Raw genomic sequence first — 26,922 nt, forward strand, 5'->3', positions numbered from 1 at the left:
TTGGTGTGTCATTAGGTGGTTTGGGTTATCTTGCGGGTGTTGGGGGGTGTCTGCGCTGTCCCTAGGGCCTACTCCCCCCAAAACCCCCCCCCCCACCCCTACGAAAAGTACTCACAACGGACATTATCAGCTGACTAGCGTCCCTTGTGGACAGTCAAGAGCGCGCCGGACTCCCCTGGCGACCCAGTCCGTCCGGACGTCCACGTCGCGGAACGGATCGGCGTGCCACAGGCTCAGCGCTTCGCGCAGCAACTCGACCGCCCGCTGCGGTTCCTCGTCCGCGATCGCTCGTGCCTCCTCGACCAGCGACGCGAACCGCTCCGAGTCCAGCTCTCCCGGCAGTACCCCAGCCGATAGCCCGCCGCGCTGAACGACAACCGGTCCGGCTCCGCGAGCACGCCCCGGCCCCAGCACCTGGAGCTCCACCGCGTCCGCCCCTCTGTCAGCCAGCGGGCACCAGTCTGGCGCACCCGCCCGAGGGCGGTTTGTCCACCTTGGCCCGCCCCGGCGCCCTGGCCGGCGGGGTCCCGATCCGGCGAGGCACCATCTAGCCCATGACACGGGACACGGGCGAGCGCTTGCTGTACGAGACGATCTTCCAACGGCGGGACACCAGGGCCGAGTTCACCGGGGCCCCGATTCCGGACGACGTGCTGCATCGCGTGTTGAGCGCGGCTCACGCGGCACCGAGTGTCGGCCTGTCCCAACCGTGGGACTTCATCGTCGTGTCCGATATGGACGCTCGCGAGAAGTTCCGGGAGCACGTGCGAACCGAGCGGGAGGTGTTCGCGGGCCAGCTCGACGCCGAGCGTGCCCGTACCTTCGCGCGGATCAAGATCGAGGGCATCGTGGAGGCTTCCGCCGGCATCGTGGTCGGCTACGACCCGTCACGCGGGGCGCCCGCGGTGCTGGGCAGGCACGCCATCGCCGACGCCGGCCTGTACTCGGTGTGCCTGGCCATCCAAAACCTCTGGCTGGCCGCGACCGCCGAGGGGCTCGGACTCGGCTGGGTCAGCTTCTACCGGGAAGAGTTCCTGCGCGAACTCGTCGGCCTGCCGGAGAACATCCGTCCGGTGGCGTGGTTGTGCGTCGGCCCGGTGCGCGACCTGCCGTCGGTTCCCGATCTGGAGCGGCACGGCTGGCGGGAACGTCTCCCGCTCAGCGCCGTGCTCCACTACGAGCGGTACGCGAACGCCGAGCTCAGGGGTTGATCCGGCCGTACGCCGGCTTCGGCCGCAGGTTCGCGTCGAACAGGCAGGCCGCGCCCTGTCCGGGGAACGTGTCCGGCACCCACGAGTGGCGATCGGTGAAGCCCCAGGTCGTGAACTCCACGCAGCGCGCGACGGCGTGGCAACCGTCCCAGAGTTGCTTGAAGTAGCTCGCTTGGGTGTTCAGCTTCGTGGAGTCGGCGGGCATCGGGATGCGGACGTCGGCCTCGGTGATGGCGACGTCGACGCCCAGCGCGGCGAAGCGGGCGAGGTTCGCCTGAAAACCGCCGGGGAAGCCGTACTGCGTCGCGAGGTGCGCCTGGAAACCGACGCCGTCGATCGGCACGCCTTGCTGCTTCAGCGTCCGGACCAGGTTGTACAGGGCATCGCTCTTCGCGTTGAGGCCTTCGGTGTTGTAGTCGTTGATGTACAGCTTGGCCGACGGATCCGCCGCTCGTGCCCACCGGAACGCGTCCGCGACGTAGCCGTCGCCCAGTTTCTGCTGGAACACCGAGGAACGGCGGGTGCCGTCGTCGTCGAACATCTCGTTCACGACGTCCCAAGCGCGGATCTTTCCCCGGTAGCGGCCCATTTCGGTGGCTATGTGCCGTTGCGTCACCGACCGCAGTTCGCCGGCGGCGAGGTTGTGCACCCAGCCGGGCAGCTGACTGTGCCAGACGAGCGTGTGCCCGCGGACGGATTTGCCGTTCCGCTGGGCGTAGTCGACGATCGCGTCCGCGCCCGACCAGTCGTACTGACCGCGGTTCGCCTCGACCACCCCCCACTTCATCTCGTTCTCCGGGGTGACGTTGTCGAATTCGCGGGTGAGCACGGAGCGGTAGTCCGCTTCGTTCGCCAGGTGGTTCGCCGCGACGGCGCTGCCGACGTAGCGATTCGTGATGTCCTTCAACGGGCCGGCCGCCGACGCCGGAGGCGCCTGCGAAAGTGCCACTCCCGCCAGCACTGCCACCGTTGCCGAGAACGCTTTCATTGTCATCACTCCTGTTCCGGTCGAACGCGAAACCTTCCGAGCGGGCTTGAAGTCAGCCCTTCACCGATCCGGTCAGCCCGCCGACGATGCGCCGTTCGGCGAGCACGAAGAACGCGAGCGCGGGGATCATCGACAGCGCGGTGAACGCGAGCACACGCGCGGTGTCCTGGGAGTACTGGGATTGGAACGTCGCGACGCCGAGCGCCAGCGTGAAGTTCGCGGAGTCGTTGAACACCAGCAGCGGCAACAGATAAAAGTTCCAGCTGGTCACGAACGCGAGCACGGCGACGGTGGTCAGCGCGGGCGCCGACAGCGGCAGCAGGATCCGCCAGAAGAAACCGAGCCTGCTCGCGCCGTCGAGGACGGCGGCGTCCTCGATCTCACCGGGGATCGCCCGCATGAACGGCCGCAGGATCACGATGGTGACCGGGAGCGAGAACGCCGCTTCCGGGATCGCCACACCCCAGAAGCTCTCCAGCATCCCCAGCTGACGCAACCACAGGTACAGCGGCAAGGTCGCCACGCCGAGCGGGAACAGCAGGCCGAGCGTGAACAGGGTGTAGAAACCCTCGCGGCCCTTGAAGGTGTAGCGGGACAAGGCATACGCGGCCATCGACCCCAAGGCCACGGTCAGCGCCGTGGCGATCACCGCGATCAGCGCGCTGTTCCCCAGGAACGTCCAGAACGACGACGAGCCGAGGATCGCCGCGTAGTTCTCCCACACCCACGGTCCGGGCAGGCCGGCGGGCGAGGCGTTGATCTGCGCGGTGGTGCGGAATCCGCCCAGCACCACGAACAGCAGCGGCACCACGGTGATTCCGAGGACGGCGATCGCGGCGACGTAGCCGATCGGCGTCGCGGCGCGGCGCATCAGTCCACCATCCTGGTCAGCGCGCCGTCCGTGTCACGGCGGCGATCCGGTCCGCGATCGTCACGACCGCGGACGCCCACCTCGCGACCATGGCGTCCGCCGGGCATCCGGCGACGTACCGGACCGGCGACGGCGGGTACGAGTGGGGATCGAACGGCCTGGTCGCCAACAACGGCATGGTGCTGGGCCTCGCCCACGACCTCACCCGCGCGGCGAAGTACCGGGACGGCGCCTTCGCCACGATGGACTACCTGCTGGGCCGTAATCCGGTCGGCTTCTCGTATGTCTCCGGGTGGGGCGATCGGCCGGTGCGCAACGTGCACCACCGGCACTGGGCGAACCAGCTGGCCCCGGCGCTGCCGACAGCGCCGCCCGGCGTCCTCTCCGGCGGGCCCAACAGCGCGTTGCAGGATCCGGTCGCGCAGCGGGTGCTGCCCGGTTGCGCGCCGCAACGGTGCTGGGTCGACCACATCGAGGCGTACTCGCTCAACGAGGTCACGGTCAACTGGAACTCGGCGTTCGCGTGGCTGTCGAACTGGGTCGCCGAGCATTCCGCCCCGCCACCGACCTCGGCGAGCTGCCAGGTGACGTACACGGCCTCGACCTGGCAGACGGGCCTGACCGGGTCGCTCACCGTGAAGAACACCGGCACGACCGCGTGGGACGGCTGGGCCCTGACGTTCGAGTTCGACGGCGAGGAGCTGATCACGCAGGGATGGAACGCCGCGTGGAGTCAGACCGGTGCGGCCGTCCGGGCGGGCAACGCGCCGTGGAACGCCCGGATCGCCCCGGGCGCGTCGGTGTCGATCGGCTTCACCGCGGACAGCACGGGCGCGCACCGGTCGCCGGCGGAGTTCGCGGTCGGCGGCGGGCGGTGCGCGCCCCAGTGGCCGGGGTGAGCGTCAGGGCCGGGGTGCCTGGCCGGGACGGAGCGTGTCCCCGCAGGACCGCAGATGCGCGACCGAGTTGGCCGCGACCACCTTCTGGGTCTCGGTGGTGACGTAGCGCTGTGCCGCGGCGAGAACCGCGGGGTCGCGCACGAGGTCCTTGCGCACCCACACCCCGACGTCACCGAACGCGGACGGGTCACGAGGGCTGCGGTAGAGCACCTCGTACTCCTGCCCGAACCGTTCGTCCTGGGCGAAGCCGAGCGTGGTGTCCCAGGTGCCGATGAACGAGATCAGCTCCGGCCGGAGTTCGTCGAAGACGTAGCGGCGCTCTCCGGCGAAATCGGCGGTGCTGAGGTAGTCGGCGATGACACGGTCGGCGAGACCGGCGAGGTCGACCACCTGGAGCCTGCTGACCAGCGCCATCCCGCCGAGGTCGATCACGCCGATCTTCGCCGAGCCGGGCAGCTTGAGGAGGTCCGCCACGCCGTTGGTGACCCTGGCGTCGCGCTCGACCACGCTGCAGAACGGCGTCTTCGGGACGGCCCGGTAGCTCTTGCCCTGGGTGTGGAACCCGCTGATCGACGACGCCGTCGCGACGACGAGCGTGACCGTCAGCAGGATCCGGCCTCGGATACGCGCGTTCCGCAGGGTCTCGACGATCACGATCGCGCCGCCGAGCGCGCCCAGCGCCCAGATCGGGGTCGCGAACCGAAGCTGCCCCATCCAGTCGGCCTGGAGGACGCAGAAGGCGATCACCGACAACGCGAACGGGACCAGGAGAGCGACGACGCCAGCGCGGAGTTTGGACGGCTTCTGCATCACCAGCGCGAGGCAGCCGATCGCGACCGCGACCAGCAGCCAGCCCGCGTACTGGAGGACCGTCCCCGCCTTGGCGATGTCCGTGATGGCCGGGAGCGGCTGCGCCTTGGCGATCGCCGTGTTGGGCAGCAGGCGGCCGTACTCGATCCAGCGGAACAGCAGGTAGCCGCCGAAGGGGACGACGAACCCGGCGGCGGACAGCAGCACCGCCCGGATGGCGGGAGGCACGCCGCCGCGGCGGGTGAACAGCGCGACCACGATCGGGAACGCGGCCGCGTAGATGACGCCGTCCGGACGGCTCAGCCCGGCGAGGGCGGCGAGCGCGCCGGCCGACATGGCGATCTTCGCGGTCAGTAGCGTGCCGGAGTCGACGCCGCACAGGATGACCACGGCGAGAGCGGTGACCATGAGCGCGTAGACCGAGTTCTCCAGACCGGAGAAGCACCAGATGACGAACGAGGGATTGACCGCGAGCGCCGTCCCGGCGATCAGGGTGACCAAGGCGGGCCTGGGTGTCAGGCGCTTCGCCCCGACGTACACCAGTGCCAGGACGGCCATGCAGCAGAGCAGCGCCAGTCCCTTGGGGAACAGGACGTAATCGGGGACGCCGAAGATCGTGCCGTGGTCGAACAGGCCGAGCAGCTTGCCGAGGGCCAGCAGCGCCATCCACACCGGGTTCGAGAAGCCCTCGACGGGCTCCACGCCCGGCTGGAGCACCGGCCCGAAGCCGTCGGCGAGGTTCCGGGAGTAGGCGAACGTGATGGCCGCGTCATCGATCATCCAGTTGCCGTAGAAGCTCGCGTGGACGGCGATCAGCACCGTGCCGACGATGACCGAGAGGGCGGCTCCCAGGACCCCCCGGCGCGTGGGCGCCCGGCCATCGCCTCTCGGTCTGTCCCCGTCGCGGTCCGGACCCGCCACCGAAGGCGGATCGGTCAATTGAACGCTACCCACGTGTTACTCCCCTGCTTTGTCCGGGAATACGGCAACGGAGCCATGGACCGCAGCGTCCAGCTCATCCAGCACGGATTGCCCGAGAAACCCCAGTGTCCTCAACAGATGATCCGCCGACACAACGTCGAGCCGATGATCATCACCCAGGACCAGGATTCTACAGCACGGGAAAACGTTCTCTCACTCCAGCACCATGACATGAATGCACGCGTGCGCATTAGGTTACTCACGGTACTGGCGGAAAATCACCGCCTTGGCCTCCGAGAAGGGACCGCTATGCCCGAGCCCCGCCGAGCCCACGTCTCCGACCACGGCGCGATCGTCGAATGCGTACAGGAATGGTGGGGCGATTCGCGCACTCCCGCGCAGGCTCGCGAGCTTTCACTTCTGCTTCCCAAACTCTTCCTGCAATTCTTCTCCAGCACGAGCCTGGTACTGGAGGACGAAGCAGGAATCAGGGCATTCCTCGTCGGCTTCCACGCGCCGGACAATGCCACCGAGGCGTACATCCATTTCGTGGGAGTGGATCCGGACCTTCGCGGCCAGGGAACGGCCCGCGGCCTGTATACGACTTTCTTCCGGCGCGCCGCCGAGGCGGGCCGCACGGAAGTCCGCGCGGTCACCTCGCCGGGCAACACCGGGTCCATCGCCTTTCACCGGGCCATGGGGTTCACACTCGAAACCGGCGACCGAGTGGCCGACGGCCTCCCCGTGCACAGCGACTACGACGGCCCCGGCCAGGACCGGGTGTGCTTCCACCGGAAGCTCACCCGCTGACCGCCGATCAGGTCCCCTCGACGACGTGGACCGAGTTGACGCCGATGTTGCAGCTGACGTGGTGGTCGATCCGGTACCACTCGTTCTGCGGCGGGTAGTGCCAAATCGTGTCGTATGTTCCACCGAACGTACAGTCCACCCGCAGCTTCCACTTCGCCGGAATGGGCGCCCAGCAGACTCCCCAGGCCCGATAGCTCGAGTCGTAGCCGGTGTCGCAGGTCATCCCGTACACCGGCGTGACGAAGCTGGCCTGGGCGGGCGCGGCGGCCGCGACCATGACGCCGCCCGCCACCGCCGTCGCGGCGACCGCGCCCCCGATCCTCCGAATGCTCTTTCGCATGTTCTTCCCTCCGTGCGGCGAATATGGCCGAATGAGACAAGAAAGGACGATATTGCCCTCGGCACATATTCGACGCGTTCGAAGGGATCGTCTAAGGGACCAGGGAAACTGCCTTTTGGGGCGATAAAAACTATCCGTAGATGGAGGCGGCCCATTCCGGGTGGTCGATGAACGGGTTGCGGTTGTGCTGGAACCGGTCGTAGATGACCTGGTTGCGGCGCTGCTCGGCGGCGTCGGGCGGGTCCTGGGTGTTCCAGGTCAGCAGGACCGAGAGACGGCCGATGTTGGGTTTGGAGCCGTTGTCGACGGCGTCGTTGGGTTCGAGGTCGGCGAAACCGTCGGTGCCGTCGTAGCGGACGGCCATGTACAGGATCATGCGGGCCACATCGCCCTTGACCGCGTCCCGCGGCTCGAACGAGTCGTCGTCGGTCGAACTCCCGGGCGCCTCGCCGACCGGCGAGCCACCGGCGTCGAAGTCCTTGTTCCCGCGGGTGCTGTTGACCGACACGTCCTCCGCGCGCAGGTGGTGCAGATCGGTACCGGGTCCGACGGCCGTGCCGAAGTCTCCGTGCGACTTGGCCCAGACATGCTCGCGGTTCCAGTCGTCGACTTCGCCGCCGTTGGCGGTCTTCGCCTGCGAGCGGCCGCTGTAGAGCAGGACGACGTTCGCCGGGTTGGCCGGGTCCTCGTCGGTGGCCCTGATCCCGTCCCACACCTGTTCGTACGTCAATTTCGTGTTGGTGCTGATGATGCCGTGCAGTGCCGCCTTGAGCTCGGGCCCGGTCTTGCCCAGCGCGTCCTGGTAGTAGTCGTCCGCGGCGGTGGACGGCCCCGCCATGGTCGGCGACGCGAACGCGATCCCCGCCGCGGCGCCGAGTGCGAGAACGAGAGAGATACGACGGGTTGGCTGCATGGACAGGTCCTCTCCCCAGAGGCGCCGACCCGGATCGTCGTCTGCTCAGCCACAACCCCGGCAACGCACTAGTCGTCTAGTTGGAAAAATACTGTCATGGGTGTCAATAGCCACCACTCCGCCGGTCGACAACCACGGTCGCCCGCGCGACAATCGTCGTCCTGATCCGGACTCACTGGAGGGCCGCGTGACTGGGCTGGACGAGCAGATCCGCGGCTGGATCGCGGCACCGAAGTTCTGGCACCTGGCCACGGTGAACGGGGACGGCTCACCCCAGGTGTCCGCCATGTGGATCGACCTCGAAGGCGACCACATCGTGTTCAACACCGCCGTCGGCAGGGTGAAGGAAGAGAACCTGCGCCGCGACCCTCGCGTGTCGCTGTCCTGCCTGGACACGGACAACCCCTACGACCGCGTCGTGATCCACGGCCGGGCCGTCGAGTTCGTCGAAGGCGACGAGGCGGATCACTGCATGGACCAGCTGGCGAAGAAGTACGTCGGAACCGACCGGTTCGAATGGCGGATCCCGGGCGAACGGCGGGTCAAAGTGCTCGTCGAGCCGACCCGCGCTCGCCACGTCGTCGGTGTCGAGCCCTTCCGGCCGGGAAGGCTCGAGCCAGGCACACAGGCCTGACCGTCTCGGTTCGCTGTCCAAGCGGTGCAACCGGCGGGGCGGCCCGCTACGTCCTCGGCGCATGAGATGGATCGCAGCGTGCCTTCTGCTGCTGATGTCAGGATGTGGCATCGGCAAGGGTACGGCGGAGCTGGAGGCATTCGCGGGACTCGACGGCTCGCGCACTCGGTTGGCGGGCCTCCGGCCAGTGGAACTCGGAACGGCCGCTGCCCAGGAGTTCCAGCAAACCCTGGAACGCGCCAAGTTCACGAACCCGGACGAAGTTCGCGGGGCTTTGTCGTTCGCCCCGCCCGCCGACCGGCGCGGTTTCGCCTTCGTCCTGCCGGGCTGCGCTGAGGACGGCGCCGAACTGACCGTCGAGCGCGACAAGCTCACCGCGGAACTCACCGGCGGGGAGAACGTCAACTGCGCCCAGGCGAACTATTTCCTCGCCGTCTTTTCCGTCGAACGCGACTCGGTGTCGCCGACACCCACGTTGTCGACGACACGGCGCTAGACCGTGTCCTGTATATATCGCCGGGCGTGCTGACCTGCGGAAAGAGAGCGGGGGACCTTTGGTGTCGCGGGAGGGGTGCTGCGCGTAACGGTGCTGACTGACTGTCGCGATCCGGGCCGCGCAGATGAGCGCGCCGGCGCAACTGAGCAGCAAAGTCAGTACGAGCACCTTGCGTTTGCCGTGCACGTCGGCGCTCTTGCCGAGCAGCGGCGCCCACATCACGCCCGCCAGCATCGCGCTCGCGTTGAGCCACGCCGTCTGATCGGTGCCGAAGTGGTCGAGCATTTCCGGAAGGACGAGCAGCGGCGCCGTGATGGCCGTGTCGACCATGAAGTTGACCAGGACCAGGACCGCCACGAGGCCGATGAGCCGCCTGTTCCCTCTCGTCTGCGGTCCCGCGCCGGGATTGCCGATCCTGCTCTCCTGCATAAAGGACTCCTTGTGCGGGATGAAGGAAGGCGGCGGACCCGCCGCAAACACACACTACACGGTGCAGTTTTCTGCGACTGAGAATACGATGAGAACATGGCGACCCCGAGAGCGACCGCACGGACACCGGGCAGGCGACTGCAGGCCGAGGCCAAGCAGGCGGCCATCCTCGACGCGGCCGAGGCGTTGTTCGTGTCGGACGGATACGAACTCACGAGCGTCGACGCGATCTCGGCGCGGGCCGGGGTGTCCAAACGCACCGTCTACGACCACTTCGGCGACAAGCAGACCCTCTTCCGCAGCGTCCTCGGCCGCGCCAACGACGCCGTGGTCGCGACCGTGCGCAAGGCGATCGACGAAGAACTCACCGACGACAGGGACCTCCGCGCCGCCCTGCTCGGCTTCGCGCGGCGGGTGACGACGGGAATGTTCCCCACCTCGGACTACGCGACGTTCCGGCGGCTGAGTTCGCAGGCCCCCGTGGCGCCGCGGCTGCCGGAAGCGGCACGCGACCAGCCCGAACGGATGATGGAGGAACGGTTCGCGAAATTCGCGGCGGACGGCAGGCTCCGGCTGACCGACCCGCGGCGCGCCATGCAGCACTTCGTCGCACTGACGATGCGCCTGGCCCTCGACGTGATGAACGACGACCTGGCAGGCACGGTCGGCAAGTCGGAGATCCTCGCGGTCCTCGACGACGGCGTGGACGTGTTCCTGCGCGCCTATACCTGATCCACAATGGACGGACATTGCGGCGGGGCACGTCCCCCTCCGCGACAGGGTCGCGAAAGCCACTTTCGGGACGCCTGGCGTCGCGAAAGTGGCTTTCGCGACGTGCCGGGGCGATCCGGGCCGGGCATCTTTGCGGTAGCGACCGACCGGCGTTTCGCTGTGGACACCGCGACCTGGAATCGTTCCGCGGCCCGCCGTGACGGCCGATCCTCGTCCACGACACACCGCGCCAGGCGCACAGGGTCAGTACACCTAGGCGTTGCCTTGCAGGGGCTTGTCTGTGCTGCGGGCATGACGAGGGGCCCGTCGCCGGTGTGGCTGGCGGGCTCCTCGGGGTTCAGCGGTGGTGGAGGGTGTTGCGGCGGGGTTGTCGAAGCGGATCCCGGTATTGGGGCGGGATGAACTCCGGTAACCCCTCGCCCGCCATCCGAACTTCCCAATCACCATGATGGATCAGCCGATGGTGGAAACCGCACAGCAGCACGAGATTCCGGAGATCCGTAGGGCCGCCGTCTGCCCAGTGACGAATATGGTGAGCGTGACAGTTCTTCGGCCGCCGATGACACCCAGGGAACGCGCAACCCCCATCCCGGATATTCAACGCACGTCGCTGGCCGGGAGTGACGAACCGCCGCAACCGCCCCACATCGAGGGGCTCACCAGCGGCGCTCATCACGACCGGGAGCATGAGGCAGTCGCAGGCGGCGAGCCGAGCTTCGCGGGCGGTCATGGTCCCGACATAGTCGAGGCAGGCGGTCCCGAGGCCGGACTTCAACTCGTCGAGCCCGATCGTGACATGCAGCAGAGTGCGATACCCGCTGGTACCGGGCTGGTCCGGGCAGGCGACGGCGAGGTCCAGGATGTCGACCCACGCATCACCCATGCGCTCGCACTTCATCCGCAGATCGGCCTGGCCGAACTCATCCACCGGCCGCGGCGCCGCATACGCCTCCAGAGCCGCCGCGGTACGAGCACCCGTCTCGTCATCGAGGAGACCGGTCAGCTTCCAGAAGCCGTCTTTGCGGCGCTCCAGGGTGATCTCCCGGCGCGGCTGAGCGGGTTCGGGATCCTTCGGTTCATTCCCGTCGGGATCCAGCAACGCGAGTAAGTTCTGCTCGGCGTCGGCGAGCTGCCGGGGCCCGGCATCGCGGGCGAGGGTGGCGAGGATCTTCTCCGCACCGGCCCGATCCTCAACAGAGGTATCAGCGGGAAGCTTCTTCAAAAACTCCAAAATCTGATCGATCCGCTCATCCCCGACCAGCCCCTCCGCAGCCACAGCGGCAGTAGCGGGCGCGGCAGGAGGAACCTCCGTGCCATCCAAAGCCCGGGTGGGATTCAGGGCGATAGCCCGGTTCACCACCGCGCAAGCCTCACCGACTGATAGCCCCGCTACATCGCCGAACCAGCTCGCCGTACGGCCATACCCGTACAAGTCCTTGACGCCCCGAGACTCGACTTCCGCCAAGTACTGACCCAAACCGGCGGTCGCCATCCTGATCACCTGCAAGGACTGCTGCACACCATGGGCAAGCTCCAACTTGCCGGCGCGCCACAGTTCCTGCGGCAACTCGGGAAGGAAAGTCTCGGACACCCCACAACAATACCCCAAAACAATCGAACATGCGTTCGTAATTTCAAGCAACAAGGAAATCGAACTAACAACACTGAAGGGTGATTCGAGCCGCCTTGTCCCCCGTGAGAGCTACGCGCAGCTGTCCTCCGCATGGTGACGATTCGCGGCCGCGAGATCCGTAGCGTTGCCGTGAATCGTCCCCCTGTACCAGGAGTTCATCATGTCCCGTAAGGCATCCGCTCTGATCGCGCTGTGCTGTGCCGTGGCCGGTGTCGCGCTTTCGGCTTGCGACGAAGCCACGGAATCGGATTCGTTCGCAGAAGACCGAGTCGCGTTCACCGGAATCCAGAAGATCAAGGTCGGCGAGCGTTCGGTGAACGTGTCGTGTACGGGTGAGCCGGTCGAGGGGCGGCCGGTCGTCGTTTTGCTGCACGGCGGAGGCGACGACGTCGGGAAGCTGGCGGGGCTCCAGAACACGTTGGCCGCGCAGGGTCAGGTCTGCTCCTACGACCGGCTCGGCGCGGGCGCCAGCGACCAGCCTGACGGGCCGCAGAGTTTCGAGAGCACCGGGAAGATCCTGACCGGGGTGATCGACCGGGTCGCCGGCGGTAAGCCGGTCGTGCTGGCCGGGCATTCACTCGGCGGGTTGATCGCCGGCAGGTACGCCCCCGACCATCAGGACCGGGTCAAGGGTCTGGTGCTGATGGACGCCACGTCCCCGACCCAGACCGCCGATCTGCGGCAGCACATCCCGCGGTCGGCCACCGGTATGGCGGCCGAACTGCGGGACCAGACCTTGGCGGTGATCGCGGGGCAGGGTCCGGAGAAGCTGGTGGTCCCCGACGGCGAGGTCCGCCCGGCCGGGACCATCCCGGTCGAGGTGATCCAGCACGGCAAGCCGTATCTCGCGGCCGTCCCCGAGTACGGTGCCGCCCTGGAGCAGGCGTGGTCCGAGGGCCAGCGCAAATGGCTCGCGCTGTCCAGCCGCGGCAATCTGAGCACCGCGGCGAACAGTGAGCACTACATCTACGTCGACCAGCCGGACCTCGCCGTCCGCGCGATTCAGCGCGTCACCGACGAAGCCGCGAAGTCCTCTTAGGACAGTTCAGGTGACCAGGCCGTGACGGAAGGCGTAGATGACCGCCTGGACCCGGTCGCGTAGACCGAGTTTGGCGAGCATGCGCGACACGAACGTCTTGACGGTCTCCTGGCTGATCATGAGGGTCGCGGCGATCTCACTGTTGGAGAGACCGTCCGCGATGAGGCGGAGCACTTCCAGTTCCCGTGGAGTCAGCGGGCTGTCGCCCGGATTCTCGTTCTCCGCGGGCCGGATCCGGGCGGCGTAGCGGCCCACCAGCTGACGTGTCACCTCGGGATCCAGCAGGGCCGCGCCAGCGGCCACGGTGCGGATCCCGTGCAGCAGCCGGTCGGGCGGGGTGTCCTTGAGCAGGAACCCGCTCGCACCGGCGCGCAGCGCGCGGTAGACGTACTCGTCGAGATTGAACGTGGTCACCACCAGCACCTTGCCGGGTTCGGTCACACCGGCGCCCGCGAGCAGACGAGTGGCTTCGATACCGTCGAGCACCGGCATGCGCACGTCCATCACCACGACGTCCGGACGCAGGCGGGCGGCGAGTTCGACGGCGGCCCGTCCGTCCCCGCATTCGCCAGCCACCTCGAGATCGGGCTGCGCGTCGATGATCGTCACCAGTCCGGTGCGGACCAGCATCTGGTCGTCGCAGACCAGGACCCGGGTCGGCGCGGTCACGACGGAGTTCTCGCCGGGATGCGGGCACGGACGGAGAACCCGCCGTCTCTTCCGCGCCCTGCGCTGAAATCGCCGTCCAAGCCGTCGATCCGTTCGCGCAGCCCGGCGAGTCCTCGTCCGCCGCCGTCCGGCGACCCCGCGTGCGCACCGGACTCGTCCGTGTCGACGGCCACGGTGATCTCCCCGTCGCCGTGGTGCACCCGCACCGAAGTACGGCTGCCGCGGGCGTGTTTCAGCGCGTTGGTCAACGCCTCCTGGACGACGCGGTAGGCGACGGGACCGGCGTCTCCGGCCGGCGCCGCGGGCTCGCCCTTCTCCGTGTACTCCACCGGTTGTCCCGCCAAGCGTGTGCGCTCCACCAGCGTCGGGATCGCTTCGGCCCCGTGGCCGGGGTCGATCACGTCGAGCAGGTGACGCAGATCGGCGATGGCCAGCCGTCCGGTGTCGGCGACGGCGGTCAGGCTCTGCTCGAGCCGCGCGTCGGTGAGGTACCGGGCCGCTTCGGCCTGCACGACCATCGCCGTGACGTGATGGGTCACGACGTCGTGGAGTTCGGCGGCGATGCGCGCTCGTTCGGCCGCCCTCGTCTCCTCGGCGACGCGGCGGCGTCGTTCCGCCTCCGCGCCCCGGTCGGACCGCAGCCAGGTCCCGAACCCCCACGCCAGCACCAGCGCGAGATAGAAGGTCACATAGCCGGTCAGTGACTCCGTTCCCCCGAGCAGCGTGAACGCGACCGCCGCTCCGGCGTACGCGGCGGAAAACACGATCGCCACCACGCGGCGGTGACGTTCCAGCCGGAGCCCCACGGTCAGCAGGGCGATCGGCAGCGCGGTGCCCGCGAACGAGTGATAACCCCCGAACTGATCGATGGCGAACCCCAGCGACACCAGGGCGAAACAGGTGACCGGCCACCGGCGGCACACGACGAGCGGAACGCACTGGAGGGCGACTCCCACGACGGCCACGACGTCGTACGGACGGTTCGGCATCCCGCCGAACTGCGTGCCGTGGCTGTGCAACGCGGGGAGCAGCGAGCCGACGAAGAGTGCCAAAGCGACCGGGAGATAGCAGACCGGGCCACACCGCCGCCGCCACAGCTCCGAGACCCGCCGAAGGTTGCCCACGAGGCAGAGCTTATTCCGAACGGGTGAATCGTCCACAGGCCGCTCCACCCGCGGCAGACCGGCTGGTCACGCACAGGGGCGTAGAGACGTCTCCCCCGGCAGGTAGCGATTCCGCTCGTCGTCGGTCAGGACTCGACCGGCCAGCCGGCAGGCGCGGTCCAGCCACGCTCCCCTGCTCAGCGGCCACTCGACGACCGTCGATCCGTGGGCGGCCACGAGGCTCGCGCCATCGGCCGAGGCCGTGAGCGACCAGACGTAGCCGGCCCCGGACTCGAGTGGACGCCCGATCTGGAGGCCGGTGGCGACGTCCCACAAGCGGAGCGTCCCGTCCTGGCTTCCGGAGGCCAACGTCGCGCCGTCCGGTGAATAGGCCAGTGCCAGGACCATGTCGGTGTGCCCGCGAAGGGTGCTTTTCCTCGTGCCGTCGGCCAAGGTCCAGATGGTGATGGTCCTGTCGTCGCTGCCGCTGGCGAGGGATCGCCCATCGGGACCGAACGCGAGACTCGTGACCGGCAGGGCGTGCCCGGTGATCGTCCGGATGTCCCGGAACTCCCCGCTCTTCGTGGCGAAGGAGATCTGCGGCGGGGCGGAGACGCCGTCGCCGGAAGCGACGGCGACCGAGTCGCCGTCCGTGCTCAGCGCGATCGCCGTCACGGCACCTTTGGCCGCGGTGAAGGAAACACCGGGCGAATCGGGAAAGAGCACTTGGCCGTCGCTGAAGCCGGCGACCGGACTCCCCCGCCCGTCGGCGGCGAGACCGGTGACCGCGGTACCCGGCCGCTCCGCCAGTGCCCGCGTCGCCCCGGTGGCCGGGTCCAATTCGAACAGGGTTCCGCGGTCGGTTCCCACCGTGATCGCTCCTGTCGCCTTCCAAGCGAGACCGGCGACCGAGCCCTCGAAAGCGTGAACGTCCACAGTGGACTCACCCCGGGTCAACCGGACCACACCGTCCGCGCCTCCTGACACGATGGCGCCGCCGGGATTCCTGGCTACGGCCTGGATCGGGCCCGCCGCCTCGGCGAGCGGGACACCCGCGGGCGACCGCTTGCCGGTGAGGTCCCACGAGATCACCCGGCCGTCGCGATCCGTTCCGACCAGGAAGTCACCTCCGCTGCCGAGCGCGACGACAGCCGCGTTGAGACCCGCATGAGCCGGCTCGACGGCCAGCGGTTCCGGGGTGAGGCGCCACGAGGTGATCCTGCCGGTATCCGCCCCGACGAACACCGTTTCGCCGTCGCCGGAAGCGGCGACCGCGGTCCCGCCCGGCGCGTCCGTCCACAAGGGAGGGTGCTCGGCGCGGAGGTCGAAGACCCCGATCCGGTTCTCGTCCGCCGTCACCACCCGCCTGCCACCGACGACGTCCAGCCGCATGGTCGTGCCGGTCGACACGGTTCCCGGTTCGGCGAGGCCGGGCAGTTCGGCACCGTCGGCGAGCCGCCAGCGCTTGAGTTCCCCCGCGGTCGTGAGGGCGACGACCTGGTCGGCCTGGTCGGCGACGGCGAGCGCCACCACGTCGGAACTCCGTGCCAGCGGCGGCAGCGGGGTCGTCCGGCCGGTCAGACTCCAGCGCTCGACGGCACCGAATCGGGTGGCCGCGAACAGGTGGTCGCGGGCGAGGACGACGCCGACCACGGCGGAGGTCGCCATGATCGGATCGCGGACCGGCGCCGCGACACCTGACCGGTGAACGGTCACCAGACCGGTGGCGTCCGCGGCCGCGACGAGGTCGCCGTTCGCCGTGACGGCGCTGATGTTGGCGCGATGGCCGGTGAAACAAGGGCCGATCCGGCGGCCGTCCGCCGGTGAAAGAGCGCAGACGGAGCCGTCGGCGGCGCCGACGATCGCGGCTCCGTCGCGGGTGAACCTGGCCGCCACGGTCGTGGCGCGTTGTCCGGCCGGGAGGAGATAAGCGAGCGGGCCGCCGCGCGCCGAGACCACGTCCATGACGGCCGCGCGGGTGACGGCGTTGTCGTCGGTCCGCGCCCCCGCGACGGCCAGCAGGGCCCCGAGGTCTCGTTCCTGCCCGCCCACCGAACGCGACCGGGCGGCGAGCGACACGGCGTCCGCGACGGTCTTTTCGCGGCTGATGCGGCGTTGCTGGTGCACGACGACGAGCGTGATGGTCACCGCGACGGCCAGCGCCGCGGCCAGGAGACCGAGCAGCCGAGACCGCCATCGCTGCCGATGCTCGACGCGGCCGCTCAGCGCCAGGAACCGCCGCTCGACATCGTTCACCGTCAAACCGCCGGATCGGCGCGCGACCTCGATGGCGGTGAGCCGCGCACCCCGCAGCAGATAGCCGGGGTCGGCGCCGTGCCGCTCCCAGGCCGCCGCGCCACTGCCGAGGTCGTCCTGCGCGCGTTTCGTCTCCCTGTCCTCGGTCAGCCAGTTCCGTAGCCGGGTCCACGCGCGGAGCACCGCTTCGTGGGTGATGTCGACGATCGGGGCGCCGGTCGCCGCGTCCGAATCGATCGTGAGGATCCGGGCGGCGGCGAGCCGATCGGTGACCGCGCGGACGGCGGACTCGTCGTCGGCGTCGGTCACCAGTTCCTCGAGCCGGGCTCGGCGACGCACCGCGACGGCGTTCTCGCCGAGATGGGACAGCCGCAGCATCATCCGCCGGGCCGTGGCCCGCTGCCGGTCGTCCAACGACTCCCACACGCGTTCGGCGGCGTGGTCGATCGCGCCGTCGAGAGCTCCCGCCTTCGCGTATTCGGCGAGTGTCAGCCAGCCGTTGCGCCGCCGTCGCCACGTCTGCGCCAACGCGTACGACAGCAACGGCAACGCGTTTTCGGCGGCGTCGGTGTCGGCCAGCATCCGGTCGGTCAACGCGGGCTCCACGCGCAATCCGACCTGGTCCGCCGGTTTCTCGATCACGTCGCGGATCGCTTGCGGTCCCATCGGCAGCACCCGGTGCTGGGCCGCCGAGACCGCCGCCGCCAGCTCGGGTTCCTGGTCGAGGTGCGGATAGAAATCCGACCGCAACGCGACGAGGACCCTGGTCTCGGTGGACGAACGCGAGCAGGCGATCGCGGCGAGGAACGCGGCGCGATCGCCGGGATCCACCGCCGGGTCGAACACCTCCTCCAGTTGGTCGATCACCCAGATCACCGGCCCGCCGGTGGCGCCCCGGAGCTGGGCGTCGAATTCGGCGAAGCGGGCCGGATTCTCCCGAAGAGCCGCCGAGATCTCCGGGGCGCGAGAGCCCGCGAGCCTCGCCAGAACGGCCGCGAGCTGCTCGATCGGCTGCGTACCGGGCCGGACCGGCACCGCGGTCCACCGGGCCGATCCGGCGACCGCGCCGCCGGCGAGGGCGGGAAGCACCCCCGCCGACAGCAGCGAGGACTTGCCGCTGCCGGACGAGCCGACCACGGCCACCAGCGGCGTCCGGCGGAGCAACGCGAGTACGGCGTCGACATCTCTTTCCCTGCCGTGGAAGAACTCGGCCAGCCCGGCACCGAAAGCGTCCAGCCCGGGATAAGGACAGAGATCCGCGGCCCGTCCCGGCCGCGTGACCTGGTCGCCGAACGGGGCGCCGTCGTCGGCGAGGACGTTGACCGGACCGTGCACGGTGAGGTCCCGGCCCGCGACGAGGCCGCCGGTCAGCTCCAGATCGCCGTGCTGGACGACCGGACCGGCGTTTTCGACCGACAGCGTCTTCGCCGCATCGGTCTCGTCCTCCTGGCTCATCTCCTGACGACGTAGTGGCGGTCGTCGTGACTGCCGTTGGCGATGTGGTTCGAGTCGACGGTCACCCGGAGGTCACAGGAACCGCCTTGCCCGCCTGGGTCCGTCAGAGCGACCCGCACGTCGAAGGTGATCGCCGCACCGCCGGTCCCCCCGATGTTCCTCGGCACCTGGACGAGGGTGCACGCGCCGTTCGCGTCCGCGTAGATCACCAACCTCGGGAGAGGGTGCATGGCCGTCACCCGCGCCTGCAGTGTCACGACGGGATTGGACGGCGAATAGACCAGCGTGTCCGCCGAACCGAGCCAGCCGATCTTGACCGCCAGCTTGTTCACCGTCCAGGTGACGACGACGGGTTGAGCAGGCGCGAAAGCGGCGTTCCCGGCTTGCGTGGCGGTGACCTCACAGGTCAGCGGCACCACGGAGGCGCGGACGGTGCCGTTGGTGAGGGCGGACGTCCAGCAGCCGTCGCCGCGGCCACCGTTCTGGAGCTGGTACGCGACGGGAAGGCCCGAAGTGGCGCAGGCTCGCATGGTCACTTCGGCGTCCGGCCACTGGTGAGTGCCGAGGGCGGGGAAGACGATCCGCTGGTGGGCCCGCCCGTCCTGCGTGCGACCGGCGGGCGGCGTCCCGCACGGGTTCGCCGGGGCTCCGGGTACCGACGACGTCTTGGCGGGCCCCTGCCCGGTTCCTGGCCGGGGCGGATTCTGTGACGGCGCCGCCGTCCCACCGGGCTTTCCCGTCGCGGACGACGTCGAGCCGCCGGGTGCCGTGCTCGCCCCTGACGACGGCCCGGCCGACGGGAGACCGGTGGAAATTTCCGGAACCGGTGGCGAATCGGGACCCTTGTCGGCCTGATCGCGGCCGCACGACGTCAGCGCCGCGACCAGGAGGAGTCCGGCCGCGAAACTCCCGGCCTTGCTCGTGATCGTCATGTCATTTCTCCGAAGCGGGCCCGCCGGTGGACGGACCGGAGATGGTGATGTCGCGCCCCGCGACCTGGCGGGTGCCTTTGATGGACACATTTCCGCCGATGGCCAGCGCACCGGCGTCGCGCACCTGAATGGTGGGATCGCCGGTCGTTTTCAGCCGCTCGACCAGTTCCGAAAGCGCGGCCGCGAAGTCGCCGTCGGCAGCCATGAGCTCATCGAGATGATCTTCGACTGCGGCCTGGCGACGCCGATTTTCCGGCTGCTCCGCAAGACGTTCCAACGCTCCTGACGCCTGCGGGTCGGACGAGAACCTGCCGCGCACCTTTTCCCACAAGGATCGAAGTCCTTGCGTGACCCCTTCGTCGACCACCGCTCCCGCGACACCGGCCAAATGCCGCCCATAACTGATCAAGAACGACGTGATCGCCGCCGCGGACACCGCGTCCATGACACCCTCCCGAAACATCGACGCGTATCACATACGCCATTCAGCCTACGCATATCAAGAAGAACGGAACCGACAGGCGAATACGTCCTCGAAAGGAAATCCGAATGACAAATACGCCGTCGAACGCGGTGATTCATTTTCCAACTTCGCCACATGAGACCCGGGTGGTAACCGCCCGTCTGGTTCGGCTTTAGCGACTTGTGCGCATTTCTGTCATCGACGTAACAAATTCGGGTCCCGGCACGCCATACCGGACAGCTGCCGCGTTCTGTTCGGTCCCTGCGCAGGAGGAGTTTCGCGTGTTGAGTTCTCGCCGTTCCTTGTTCCCCCGAAGATCACGACGCGCGCTGGCGGTGGGCGTGGTCGGCCCGCTGATCGGCGCGCTCGCCGTCGGGCTCGTCACCGTGGCGCCCGCCGAAGCCGCCGTGCCCGCCGGTTTCACCGACACGGTGGCGATCGGCGGGCTCAGCTCGCCGACCGCCACCGCGTTCGCGCCGGACGGCCGGGTGTTCGTCGCGGAGAAGAGCGGCCTGGTCAAGGTCTTCGATTCGCTCGCCGACACGACGGCGACGATTTTCGCCGATCTCCGTCCCCAGACACAGGATTTCTGGGACCGCGGCCTGCTCGGACTGGCCGTCGACCCCGCTTTTCCCGCGAGGCCGTACGTCTACGTCTCCTACACCTTCGACGCGGAGCCCGGCGGTACCGCGCCGCGGTGGGGTGACGCCTGCCCGACCCCGCCGGGCGCGACCGACAAGGGTTGCGTCGTCACCGGCCGCGTCTCCCAGCTGACCATGGGCTCGGCAGGCACGGCCGTCAGCGAGAAGCCGCTGGTCACGGGCTGGTGCCAGCAGTTCCCCAGCCACTCCGTCGGTGCTCTCGCCTTCGGGCCGGACGGCGCCCTGTACGCGGGCGGCGGCGACGGCGCCAGCTTCACCTTCGCCGACTACGGCCAGGTCGGGAACCCTTGTGCCGATCCGCCCTCGCCTGCCGGGACGAACCTGACGCCGCCCGTGGCCGAGGGCGGCGCATTGCGTTCGCAGTCGCCGCGACGCCCCGCCGGGCAGCCGGTCCTGCTCAACGGCACGTTGCTGCGCATCGATCCCGACACGGGCGAAGGCGTGTCCGGCAACCCCTTCGCGAACAGCACCGACGCCAACGCCCGGCGGGTGATCGCCTACGGTGCGCGGAACCAGTTCCGGTTCGGGTTCCGGCCGGGTACCCGTGAGCTCTGGGCGGGCGACGTCGGCTGGGACACCTGGGAGGAGATCAACCGCGTCGCCGACGTCGGCGACGGTGTGGCGGAGAACTTCGGCTGGCCCTGTTTCGAGGGTGGAGCCAGGCAGGCCGGTTATGACGGCGCGAACCTCGACCGGTGCGAGTCCCTTTACACCTCCGGTGGGCACGCCACGCCGTATTACGCCTACAACCACCGTGCCAAGGTGGTGGCGAGCGACCCGTGTCCCACCGGCGGCTCTTCGATCAGCGGGATCGCCTTCGAGTCCGGGAGCAACTACCCCGCCGAGTACTCCGGCGCGTTGTTCTTCTCCGACTCCTCCCGCGGCTGCATCTGGGCCATGCAGGCCGTGAACGGCCAGCCGGACGCGAGCCGTCTCGTGCCGTTCGTGACCGGTGTCAACACGCCGGTGCAGGTACTCACCGGACCGGGCGGCGACCTGTTCTACGTCGCGCTGGGCAGCGGCGAACTCCGTCGCGTGAGCCATCCCGGCGGCACCAACCGGCCGCCTTCCGCGGTGGCCACGGCGACCCCGGCGAGCGGGCCCGCCCCACTGACCGTCCAGTTCGACGGCACGGCTTCCACCGACCCGGACGCCGGGGACACGCTGTCCTACGCCTGGGACCTCGACGCCGACGGCGCGTACGACGACTCGTCGGCCGCCACCCCCACCTGGACCTACACCGCGTCCGCCACCGTTGACGCAGGACTCCGGGTCACGGACTCCCACGGCGCCGCCGCGACCACGACCGTGCGGGTCACCGTCGGGAACCCGCAGGGCCTCGATCCGGTGCCGGTCATCGACAGTCCGGCAGGCACGCTGACCTGGTCCGTCGGGCAGACCGTGTCGTTCTCCGGGCGCGCCGTCGACGCCCAGGACGGCCAGCTCCCGGCGTCGGCGCTGTCCTGGCGGCTCGCGATCCGGCACTGCGCGACCAACGGCACCTGCCATACGCACAACGTCCAGGACTTCCCCGGCGTCGCGTCCGGCTCGTTCGTCGCACCGGACCACGACTACCCGTCGTATCTGCAACTGACCCTCACGGCGACCGACTCGGGCGGCCGCACCGGCACGAAGACCATCGACCTGCAGCCGAAGACGGTGTCGCTGAGCTTCACCTCCAATCCCAGCCAAGCGACGCTCACCGTCGGCGGCACGCAGCAGCGGACGCCGTTCTCCCGGACGGTGATCGCCGGATCCACCAACTCGATCAGCGCGGACAGCCCGCAGAAACTGCCACCGCTCAACCTGAAGTACGCCTACACCGGCTGGGCGCACGGCGGCGCGCGGACGCAGAACATCATCGCGCCGGGCACGTCCACGTCGTACCAGGCGAACTACCGGCTCTGCTGGCTGTTGCAGCCCTGCTGATCCGTCGCCCTCCGTGTCCCGGTCGCTTCTCGCGGCCGGGGCACGGCGGATCACTCTTCGAGGACGAGCAGCACGTGCTCACCGTCCTTTTCGGACAACAGCCGGAAACCGCATTTCTCCAGCACCCGGACCGACCCGACGTTGGTCTCCACCGGATCGGCGTACAACGGCCGGACCGGCATCTCGCCGAGGAACAACGCGAGTCCTCGCGATCCGACACCTCCTCCCCAGAATTCCCTTCCGTACCGATAACCCACCCAATGCCTGCCGTCCTGTGGCCAGGCCACCACGTTTCCCGCGACCCTGCCGCCTGCCAGAACGGTGCGCACCGTCACCGCCGGATCGCCGAGCACCCTGGTCTCCCAATGCTTCATGAACCGCTCACGGTCACACGGCGGGAACGCGGCACGACCGGCGGCCACCGGGTCTTGCTCCTGCTCGAAGAACACGTCGAGATCAGCCCGCTCGACGGCCCTCAGGAGCACCTCGTTCGTCATGGCGCGGAGTATGGCAGCGACCACCGATAAGTATTGAGGGGAAAGGCAAACGTGTCGTGTTCGTGGGTGGGGCCGGTCGGTGGGGCGACCGTCCACAAGGGACGCCAGTCCGGATCAGGTGCCCGATTTGAGTGCTTTGCGCAGCTGCGAGAGGGGGTCGTGAGTGGCAATGAGCGTTAGAACGACCTTTACCACTCACGACCCTTTGACAGAACCGACCATTTCGTCATCAATCAGACATTCAGTCATGGAAATGTGTCCACAGTGGACGCTACGGGCGTGCCGGCTCCCGTCAGCCAGGGCAACCGAGCGCTTGACCTGCGGCAACCATCGCCACTTGCGATCGAAACCACGTCCAAGATCAACTTAAGCTAAGCCGCGATCGCTCCGGATCGGTCGCACGGCCGGTTCTTCCTTGCAGGCATCGCCCTGAGATGGCTTGATGGGACTCGTGGCTTTCCCCGCGGCTGTGCACCGGACAGTGCTGGTCGTGGATGTGTCCGCGTTCGGTGATCGGCGGCGCACCAACCTGCACCAGCTCGCGGTCCGCCGCGGCCTGTACGACGTCCTGGAACGGGCATTCGATGGGGCTGGAGTTCCTTGGACGGAGCGAGACCATGAGGACCGCGGCGACGGAGTGCTCGTGATCCTCCCGCCCACGGTCGCCAAGAGCGCTCTCGTCGAGGCACTGCCGACGCGGCTCGTCACCGCGTTGCGGGAATACAACACCGGACGCCCGTCAGAGGAAGCCATCCGTCTGCGACTCGCACTGCACGCCGGAGAGATCCACTACGACGACCACGGAGTGGTGGGCCGTGCGGTGAACCACGCGTTCCGGCTCCTCGACGCACCCGTGTTCACGGCGGCACACGCCCGGTCCGGCGGGTTGCTGAGCATGATCACGTCAGCGTGGTTCTTCGACGAAGTGGTCTGGCACAGTGTGAAGGCCGCGCGCGACACCTACAGCCGAGTCCAGGTCACCGCCAAGGAAACCGAAGCGATCGCCTGGATCCGGCATGTGGACGGAGAACCCGTACCTGCGGACGAGCCGCCGCCGCTGGCCCGGTCGACGGCTCCGCATCAGCTTCCACCGAGTACGCGGCAGTTCGTCGGACGTGACGCCGAACTCGTGCGGCTGACCGAACTGCTCACGCGGCGGGAGCCCGCGACGGGGACCGTCATCGTGACGATCGACGGCACCGCCGGTATCGGGAAGACCGCGCTGGCGCTGGAGTGGGCACATCGGGTGCGCGACCGGTTCCCGGACGGTGAACTGCACATCAATCTCCGCGGATTCGACGAGCAGGATCCGTTGGACTCCAGCCAGGTGCTGGACAGTTTCCTCCAGACACTCGGAGTACACCCGCAGGCGATCCCGGCCGGGCAGGACGCCAAATCCGCGCTCTACCGCAGCATGCTCTCCGAGCGTCGCCTGCTCGTGGTCCTCGACAACGCGCGATCGAGTGATCACGTGCGCCCCCTGCTTCCCGCGAGCCCGACCTGCGTCGCCGTGGTCACGAGCCGAAACCGGCTGGACAGCCTGCTGGTCCGCGAGGGTGCCCACCGAATCGCGCTCGACGTGCTGTCCGACGAGGCCGCGCTCGCACTGATCGCGGAGCGGATCGACCACGCACGCCTCGAGGAAGATCCCAGATCCACCGCGGAGCTCGTACGCAGGTGTGCCCACCTGCCGCTGGCGCTGAGTGTGGCCGCCGCGCGCGCGGCGAACCAGCCGGCCCTGTCCTTGCGAGGCCTGCTCAAAGAACTGCACGACGAGCGGCGGCGGCTGGACGCGCTGGACCTCGGGGAACCGGATCTGAACCTGCGAGCGGTCTTCTCGTGGTCGTATTCCGTACTGTCTCCGGTGGCCGCGCGCCTGTTTCGCCTGCTCGGCATCCATCCAGGCGCCGACATCGGCCTGGCAGCCTGCCGCTCGTTGAGCGACGACGCGCCGATCGCGCTCCGCGAGCTGACCAGCGCCCATCTGGTGGCGGAGTACCGCCCGAGCCGGTTTCGGCTGCATGACTTGCTCCGTGCCTATGCCGCGGAGCTGGCCGCGACCGATCCGGAACGACCGGCCGCCGTCGCCAGGCTCGTGGATCATTACCTGATCACCGCGCTCGACGCCGAACGGCATCTCCTGCCACATCGCTACGGTCGCGACATGATCGTCGGGGAAGGGCCACTCGGCGAAGCCGGCCTCGTCGACGCCGACGACGCCATGATCTGGTTCACCGACGAGCACCCCACACTCCTGGCGCTCGTCGGATTCGCGGCAGGCAACGGACTCACCGGTCATGCCTGGCGCCTGGGTTGGGCCTGCACCACCTTTCTCCGCCGTACCGGGCGGTGGTCCGAACGTGCCGCCGTCCAACGCGCCGCGCTGGCCGCGGCGATTCAAGGGGGTGATCGGCTCGGGGAGGCCACGAGCCGCCGCAACCTGGCGACGGCGATCGCCCGCGTCGGCGAGATCGACGAAGCCGTCCAGCTGCTGGACCAGGCCATGGAACTACACGAAGAGCTCGGCGACGAGGTCGGCATGTTCAAGAACCACCTGGCCTGCATGAGAGTGCTCGGTGCCCGTGGCGGTCAGGTCGAAGCACTGCGCCATGCGGAAAAGGCGTGGAGTCTGGTCCGGGATCGCCCTGATCGGCTGGCGCACGCCGACGCCTTGGCCGCGATGGCCGATCAGCTTTCCGCGTTACACCGGGACGACGAGGCGCTCCCGCTCTGCACCCGGGCGTTCGAGCTGTACACGGCGATCGGTCATCTCGAAGGACAGGCCAATGTCCTGCTCGTTCTGGGCGACATCGAACGCGCACTCGGCAGGCCGGCTCAGGCCGTCGAGCATTACCGGAATTCCCATGCGCTCGACCGGAGACTCGGCGACCGGTATTGGGGTGCCATCTCGGCGGAGAGGCTCGCCGAGGTCTATCCCGACGACGGTGATCGGGTGGACGCGCTGCGCGAGGCGCTCGCGACGTACCGGGAGATCCGGCACCCCGCCGCTGAACGCGTCGAGGCCAGACTCGCGGCGCTCATGACCTCGGCCGACGTGACGCGGGCACCGGAAGGCGGGACACCAACGTGCTGACGGTCGTACTCCACCGGAACCGCACGGCGAGGCGACGCTGCATCTCGCGTGCGTAGCCGAAAGCACCGTCCAGATTGTCCATCTTGCGCTCGATGGCCTTCTGCCACACGCGGATGTCCTCCGCCAGGTCGTCCACCACGGGGACGATCATCGGCTCGGCGATCTCCGGGCAGCTGTCGCGCAGCATCTGCGCGAGACCACTACGGCCGCTGATGAGTACCGGGGTGCCGAGCCCGATCGCTTCCAGCGCCGCGAGACCGAACCCCTCGGCACGGGAAGGCATGAGGAACAGCGCGGCGTGGCCGAGATCATGGGCGATGGCCGCGGGGTCCGCGTCGTACTCGCGCACATCGATCCGGTCTCGGCCGATACCGAACCTGTCGACCAGGTCGTCCTTGAGTGGGTCACAACGTTCGTGGTGTGCCCCGCGAATCCGTAGCTCGGGAGGAGGGTGGTGATGCGGGAACCGCATTCCGGCGACCGCGCCGGCCGCGATGTCCACGCCCTTCGGTCCGATGTGGTCGGCCCGGCACACCATGAGCACGATCGAGTTGGACGGCGGGCTACGGCGCAGCCAGCGTGGATCGTCGGGAATGTCGATACCGGGATCGAGCTGCAGTACATCGCCGCTGTCCAGGATCGCCTCGGCGCGGTTGCGCAGCAGCGGCCCGACGGCGGCGACAACGGTCGCGTCGGCGGCGATCTCCCGCATCCGCCGTTCGTGGGCGGCGATCCGCTTGGCCCGGTCGGGGTGCGGCTTGAAGGACTCGTTCTGCGCCGGAGACGTGTGCATGACGTGGACCAAGGCCGCGTCGGGCACGTAGTACTGGGTGTACGTCCAAGCCGCCGAGCCGCTGACGATGTCGTGTCCGATCACCACGTCCGGGCGCCACTCGACCACCTCGGGAGACGGCACGAACAGCGACGGCCCGTCGGGCGTGGCGGGAGCGGCGAACAGCCGGACATCGTGCTCTTGCGCGTCCGAGCGCTCGAGTGCCGACACACTCTTCACCAGACAGGCCGTCCGGTAGCCCTCGGCCGCGAAAGCGATGGCCAGGCGCCTGTTGAATCGTGAGATCCCGCCGCGCGTCGGTGACCATTCGTCGCTTATCAGCAACACGGACGGGGGCTCCACG

The 26,922-nt window shown here is 68.7% G+C and carries 23 protein-coding genes; 8 read left to right on the forward strand and 15 right to left on the reverse strand.

The annotated features are described in order from the left end of the window. Positions 1-126: 126 nt before the first annotated feature. A complete protein-coding gene (locus ACIHAO_RS30240) occupies positions 127-426 on the reverse strand; it encodes a BTAD domain-containing putative transcriptional regulator (protein ID WP_396563508.1) in 300 nt (99 codons plus the stop codon). A gap of 128 nt (positions 427-554) precedes the next feature. On the opposite strand from ACIHAO_RS30240, the gene bluB reads away from it, so the two are divergent. Next, positions 555-1,211, forward strand: a complete 657-nt coding sequence (bluB, locus tag ACIHAO_RS30245; RefSeq protein ID WP_396563510.1) for a 5,6-dimethylbenzimidazole synthase — start codon at positions 555-557, stop codon at positions 1,209-1,211. Here the strand turns inward: bluB and ACIHAO_RS30250 are convergent. After that, a complete protein-coding gene (locus ACIHAO_RS30250; RefSeq protein ID WP_396563512.1) occupies positions 1,201-2,199 on the reverse strand; it encodes an endo-1,4-beta-xylanase in 999 nt (332 codons plus the stop codon). The two genes, bluB and ACIHAO_RS30250, sit on opposite strands and share 11 nt — an antisense overlap. A gap of 52 nt (positions 2,200-2,251) precedes the next feature. Continuing rightward, positions 2,252-3,070, reverse strand: a complete 819-nt coding sequence (locus ACIHAO_RS30255; protein ID WP_396563514.1) for a carbohydrate ABC transporter permease — start codon at positions 3,068-3,070, stop codon at positions 2,252-2,254. A 56-nt stretch (positions 3,071-3,126) separates the two neighbouring features. Here ACIHAO_RS30255 and ACIHAO_RS30260 point away from each other — a divergent pair, with 56 nt between their 5' ends. Then, positions 3,127-3,969, forward strand: a complete 843-nt coding sequence (locus tag ACIHAO_RS30260; RefSeq protein WP_396563656.1) for a glycoside hydrolase family 9 protein — start codon at positions 3,127-3,129, stop codon at positions 3,967-3,969. A 3-nt stretch (positions 3,970-3,972) separates the two neighbouring features. Here the strand turns inward: ACIHAO_RS30260 and ACIHAO_RS30265 are convergent, their stop codons facing one another. Then, on the reverse strand, positions 3,973-5,733 hold the full coding sequence (locus tag ACIHAO_RS30265; RefSeq protein ID WP_396563516.1) for a hypothetical protein: 1,761 nt from the start codon (positions 5,731-5,733) through the stop codon (positions 3,973-3,975). A gap of 42 nt (positions 5,734-5,775) precedes the next feature. Between ACIHAO_RS30265 and ACIHAO_RS30270 the strand changes: the two genes are divergently transcribed. Beyond that, a complete protein-coding gene (locus ACIHAO_RS30270; RefSeq protein WP_396563518.1) occupies positions 5,776-6,510 on the forward strand; it encodes a GNAT family N-acetyltransferase in 735 nt (244 codons plus the stop codon). A gap of 7 nt (positions 6,511-6,517) precedes the next feature. Here the strand turns inward: ACIHAO_RS30270 and ACIHAO_RS30275 are convergent, their stop codons facing one another. Together ACIHAO_RS30275 and ACIHAO_RS30280 are read right to left on the reverse strand one after the other, a co-directional pair. After that, entirely contained in the window at positions 6,518-6,850 is a 333-nt protein-coding gene (locus ACIHAO_RS30275; RefSeq protein ID WP_125794605.1) for a hypothetical protein, read from the reverse strand. A gap of 130 nt (positions 6,851-6,980) precedes the next feature. After that, the gene (locus ACIHAO_RS30280) at positions 6,981-7,763 is read right to left on the reverse strand and encodes an endonuclease I family protein (RefSeq protein ID WP_125781371.1); all 783 of its coding nucleotides are present in this window, start codon (positions 7,761-7,763) and stop codon (positions 6,981-6,983) included. A 187-nt stretch (positions 7,764-7,950) separates the two neighbouring features. Here ACIHAO_RS30280 and ACIHAO_RS30285 point away from each other — a divergent pair, with 187 nt between their 5' ends. Continuing rightward, positions 7,951-8,397 (forward strand): PPOX class F420-dependent oxidoreductase, encoded by a 447-nt coding sequence (locus tag ACIHAO_RS30285; protein WP_396563521.1) that lies wholly within the window; start codon positions 7,951-7,953, stop codon positions 8,395-8,397. Positions 8,398-8,494: 97 nt separating this feature from the next. On the opposite strand, the gene ACIHAO_RS30290 is transcribed toward ACIHAO_RS30285, so the two are convergent. Continuing rightward, positions 8,495-9,322, reverse strand: coding sequence for an MFS transporter (locus ACIHAO_RS30290; RefSeq protein WP_396563523.1), 828 nt, complete (start codon positions 9,320-9,322; stop codon positions 8,495-8,497). 96 nt (positions 9,323-9,418) lie between these two features. Here ACIHAO_RS30290 and ACIHAO_RS30295 point away from each other — a divergent pair, with 96 nt between their 5' ends. Then, positions 9,419-10,054 (forward strand): TetR/AcrR family transcriptional regulator, encoded by a 636-nt coding sequence (locus ACIHAO_RS30295; protein ID WP_396563525.1) that lies wholly within the window; start codon positions 9,419-9,421, stop codon positions 10,052-10,054. Positions 10,055-10,391: 337 nt separating this feature from the next. Here ACIHAO_RS30295 and ACIHAO_RS30300 read toward each other — a convergent pair whose 3' ends face one another. Continuing rightward, positions 10,392-11,645: a DUF222 domain-containing protein gene (locus tag ACIHAO_RS30300; RefSeq protein WP_396563527.1), complete on the reverse strand. Its 1,254-nt coding sequence runs from the start codon at positions 11,643-11,645 to the stop codon at positions 10,392-10,394. A 202-nt stretch (positions 11,646-11,847) separates the two neighbouring features. Between ACIHAO_RS30300 and ACIHAO_RS30305 the strand changes: the two genes are divergently transcribed. Next, positions 11,848-12,726, forward strand: coding sequence for an alpha/beta fold hydrolase (locus ACIHAO_RS30305; protein WP_396563529.1), 879 nt, complete (start codon positions 11,848-11,850; stop codon positions 12,724-12,726). A 6-nt stretch (positions 12,727-12,732) separates the two neighbouring features. On the opposite strand, the gene ACIHAO_RS30310 is transcribed toward ACIHAO_RS30305, so the two are convergent. The 5 genes from ACIHAO_RS30310 to ACIHAO_RS30330 form a co-directional block, all read right to left on the reverse strand. Beyond that, entirely contained in the window at positions 12,733-13,395 is a 663-nt protein-coding gene (locus ACIHAO_RS30310) for a response regulator (RefSeq protein WP_396563531.1), read from the reverse strand. Next, entirely contained in the window at positions 13,392-14,519 is a 1,128-nt protein-coding gene (locus ACIHAO_RS30315) for a sensor histidine kinase (RefSeq protein ID WP_396563533.1), read from the reverse strand. Before ACIHAO_RS30315 ends, ACIHAO_RS30310 begins: the two co-directional genes overlap by 4 nt. Positions 14,520-14,585: 66 nt before the next feature. After that, positions 14,586-18,209 carry an AAA family ATPase gene (locus ACIHAO_RS30320; protein WP_396563535.1) on the reverse strand — a complete coding sequence of 1,208 codons (3,624 nt, stop codon included), beginning with the start codon at positions 18,207-18,209 and terminating at the stop codon, positions 14,586-14,588. Further along, a complete protein-coding gene (locus ACIHAO_RS30325; protein WP_396563537.1) occupies positions 18,206-19,141 on the reverse strand; it encodes a hypothetical protein in 936 nt (311 codons plus the stop codon). Before ACIHAO_RS30325 ends, ACIHAO_RS30320 begins: the two co-directional genes overlap by 4 nt. Before the next feature lies 1 nt (position 19,142). Beyond that, positions 19,143-19,586: a hypothetical protein gene (locus ACIHAO_RS30330; protein ID WP_396563539.1), complete on the reverse strand. Its 444-nt coding sequence runs from the start codon at positions 19,584-19,586 to the stop codon at positions 19,143-19,145. 299 nt (positions 19,587-19,885) lie between these two features. Between ACIHAO_RS30330 and ACIHAO_RS30335 the strand changes: the two genes are divergently transcribed. Beyond that, positions 19,886-22,195, forward strand: coding sequence for a PQQ-dependent sugar dehydrogenase (locus ACIHAO_RS30335; protein WP_396563541.1), 2,310 nt, complete (start codon positions 19,886-19,888; stop codon positions 22,193-22,195). A 50-nt stretch (positions 22,196-22,245) separates the two neighbouring features. Here the strand turns inward: ACIHAO_RS30335 and ACIHAO_RS30340 are convergent, their stop codons facing one another. Further along, positions 22,246-22,692, reverse strand: a complete 447-nt coding sequence (locus ACIHAO_RS30340; RefSeq protein ID WP_396563543.1) for a GNAT family N-acetyltransferase — start codon at positions 22,690-22,692, stop codon at positions 22,246-22,248. 442 nt (positions 22,693-23,134) lie between these two features. Here ACIHAO_RS30340 and ACIHAO_RS30345 point away from each other — a divergent pair, with 442 nt between their 5' ends. Then, entirely contained in the window at positions 23,135-25,786 is a 2,652-nt protein-coding gene (locus ACIHAO_RS30345) for an ATP-binding protein (RefSeq protein ID WP_396563545.1), read from the forward strand. Here ACIHAO_RS30345 and ACIHAO_RS30350 read toward each other — a convergent pair. After that, complete coding sequence (locus tag ACIHAO_RS30350; RefSeq protein ID WP_396563547.1) at positions 25,731-26,906, reverse strand: glycosyltransferase family 4 protein; 1,176 nt, start codon at positions 26,904-26,906, stop codon at positions 25,731-25,733. The genes ACIHAO_RS30345 and ACIHAO_RS30350 overlap by 56 nt on opposite strands. Between the last annotated feature and the right edge of the window lie 16 nt (positions 26,907-26,922).

The sequence above is a fragment of the Amycolatopsis sp. NPDC052450 genome, from assembly GCF_044547565.1.
Lineage (GTDB): Bacteria > Actinomycetota > Actinomycetes > Mycobacteriales > Pseudonocardiaceae > Amycolatopsis.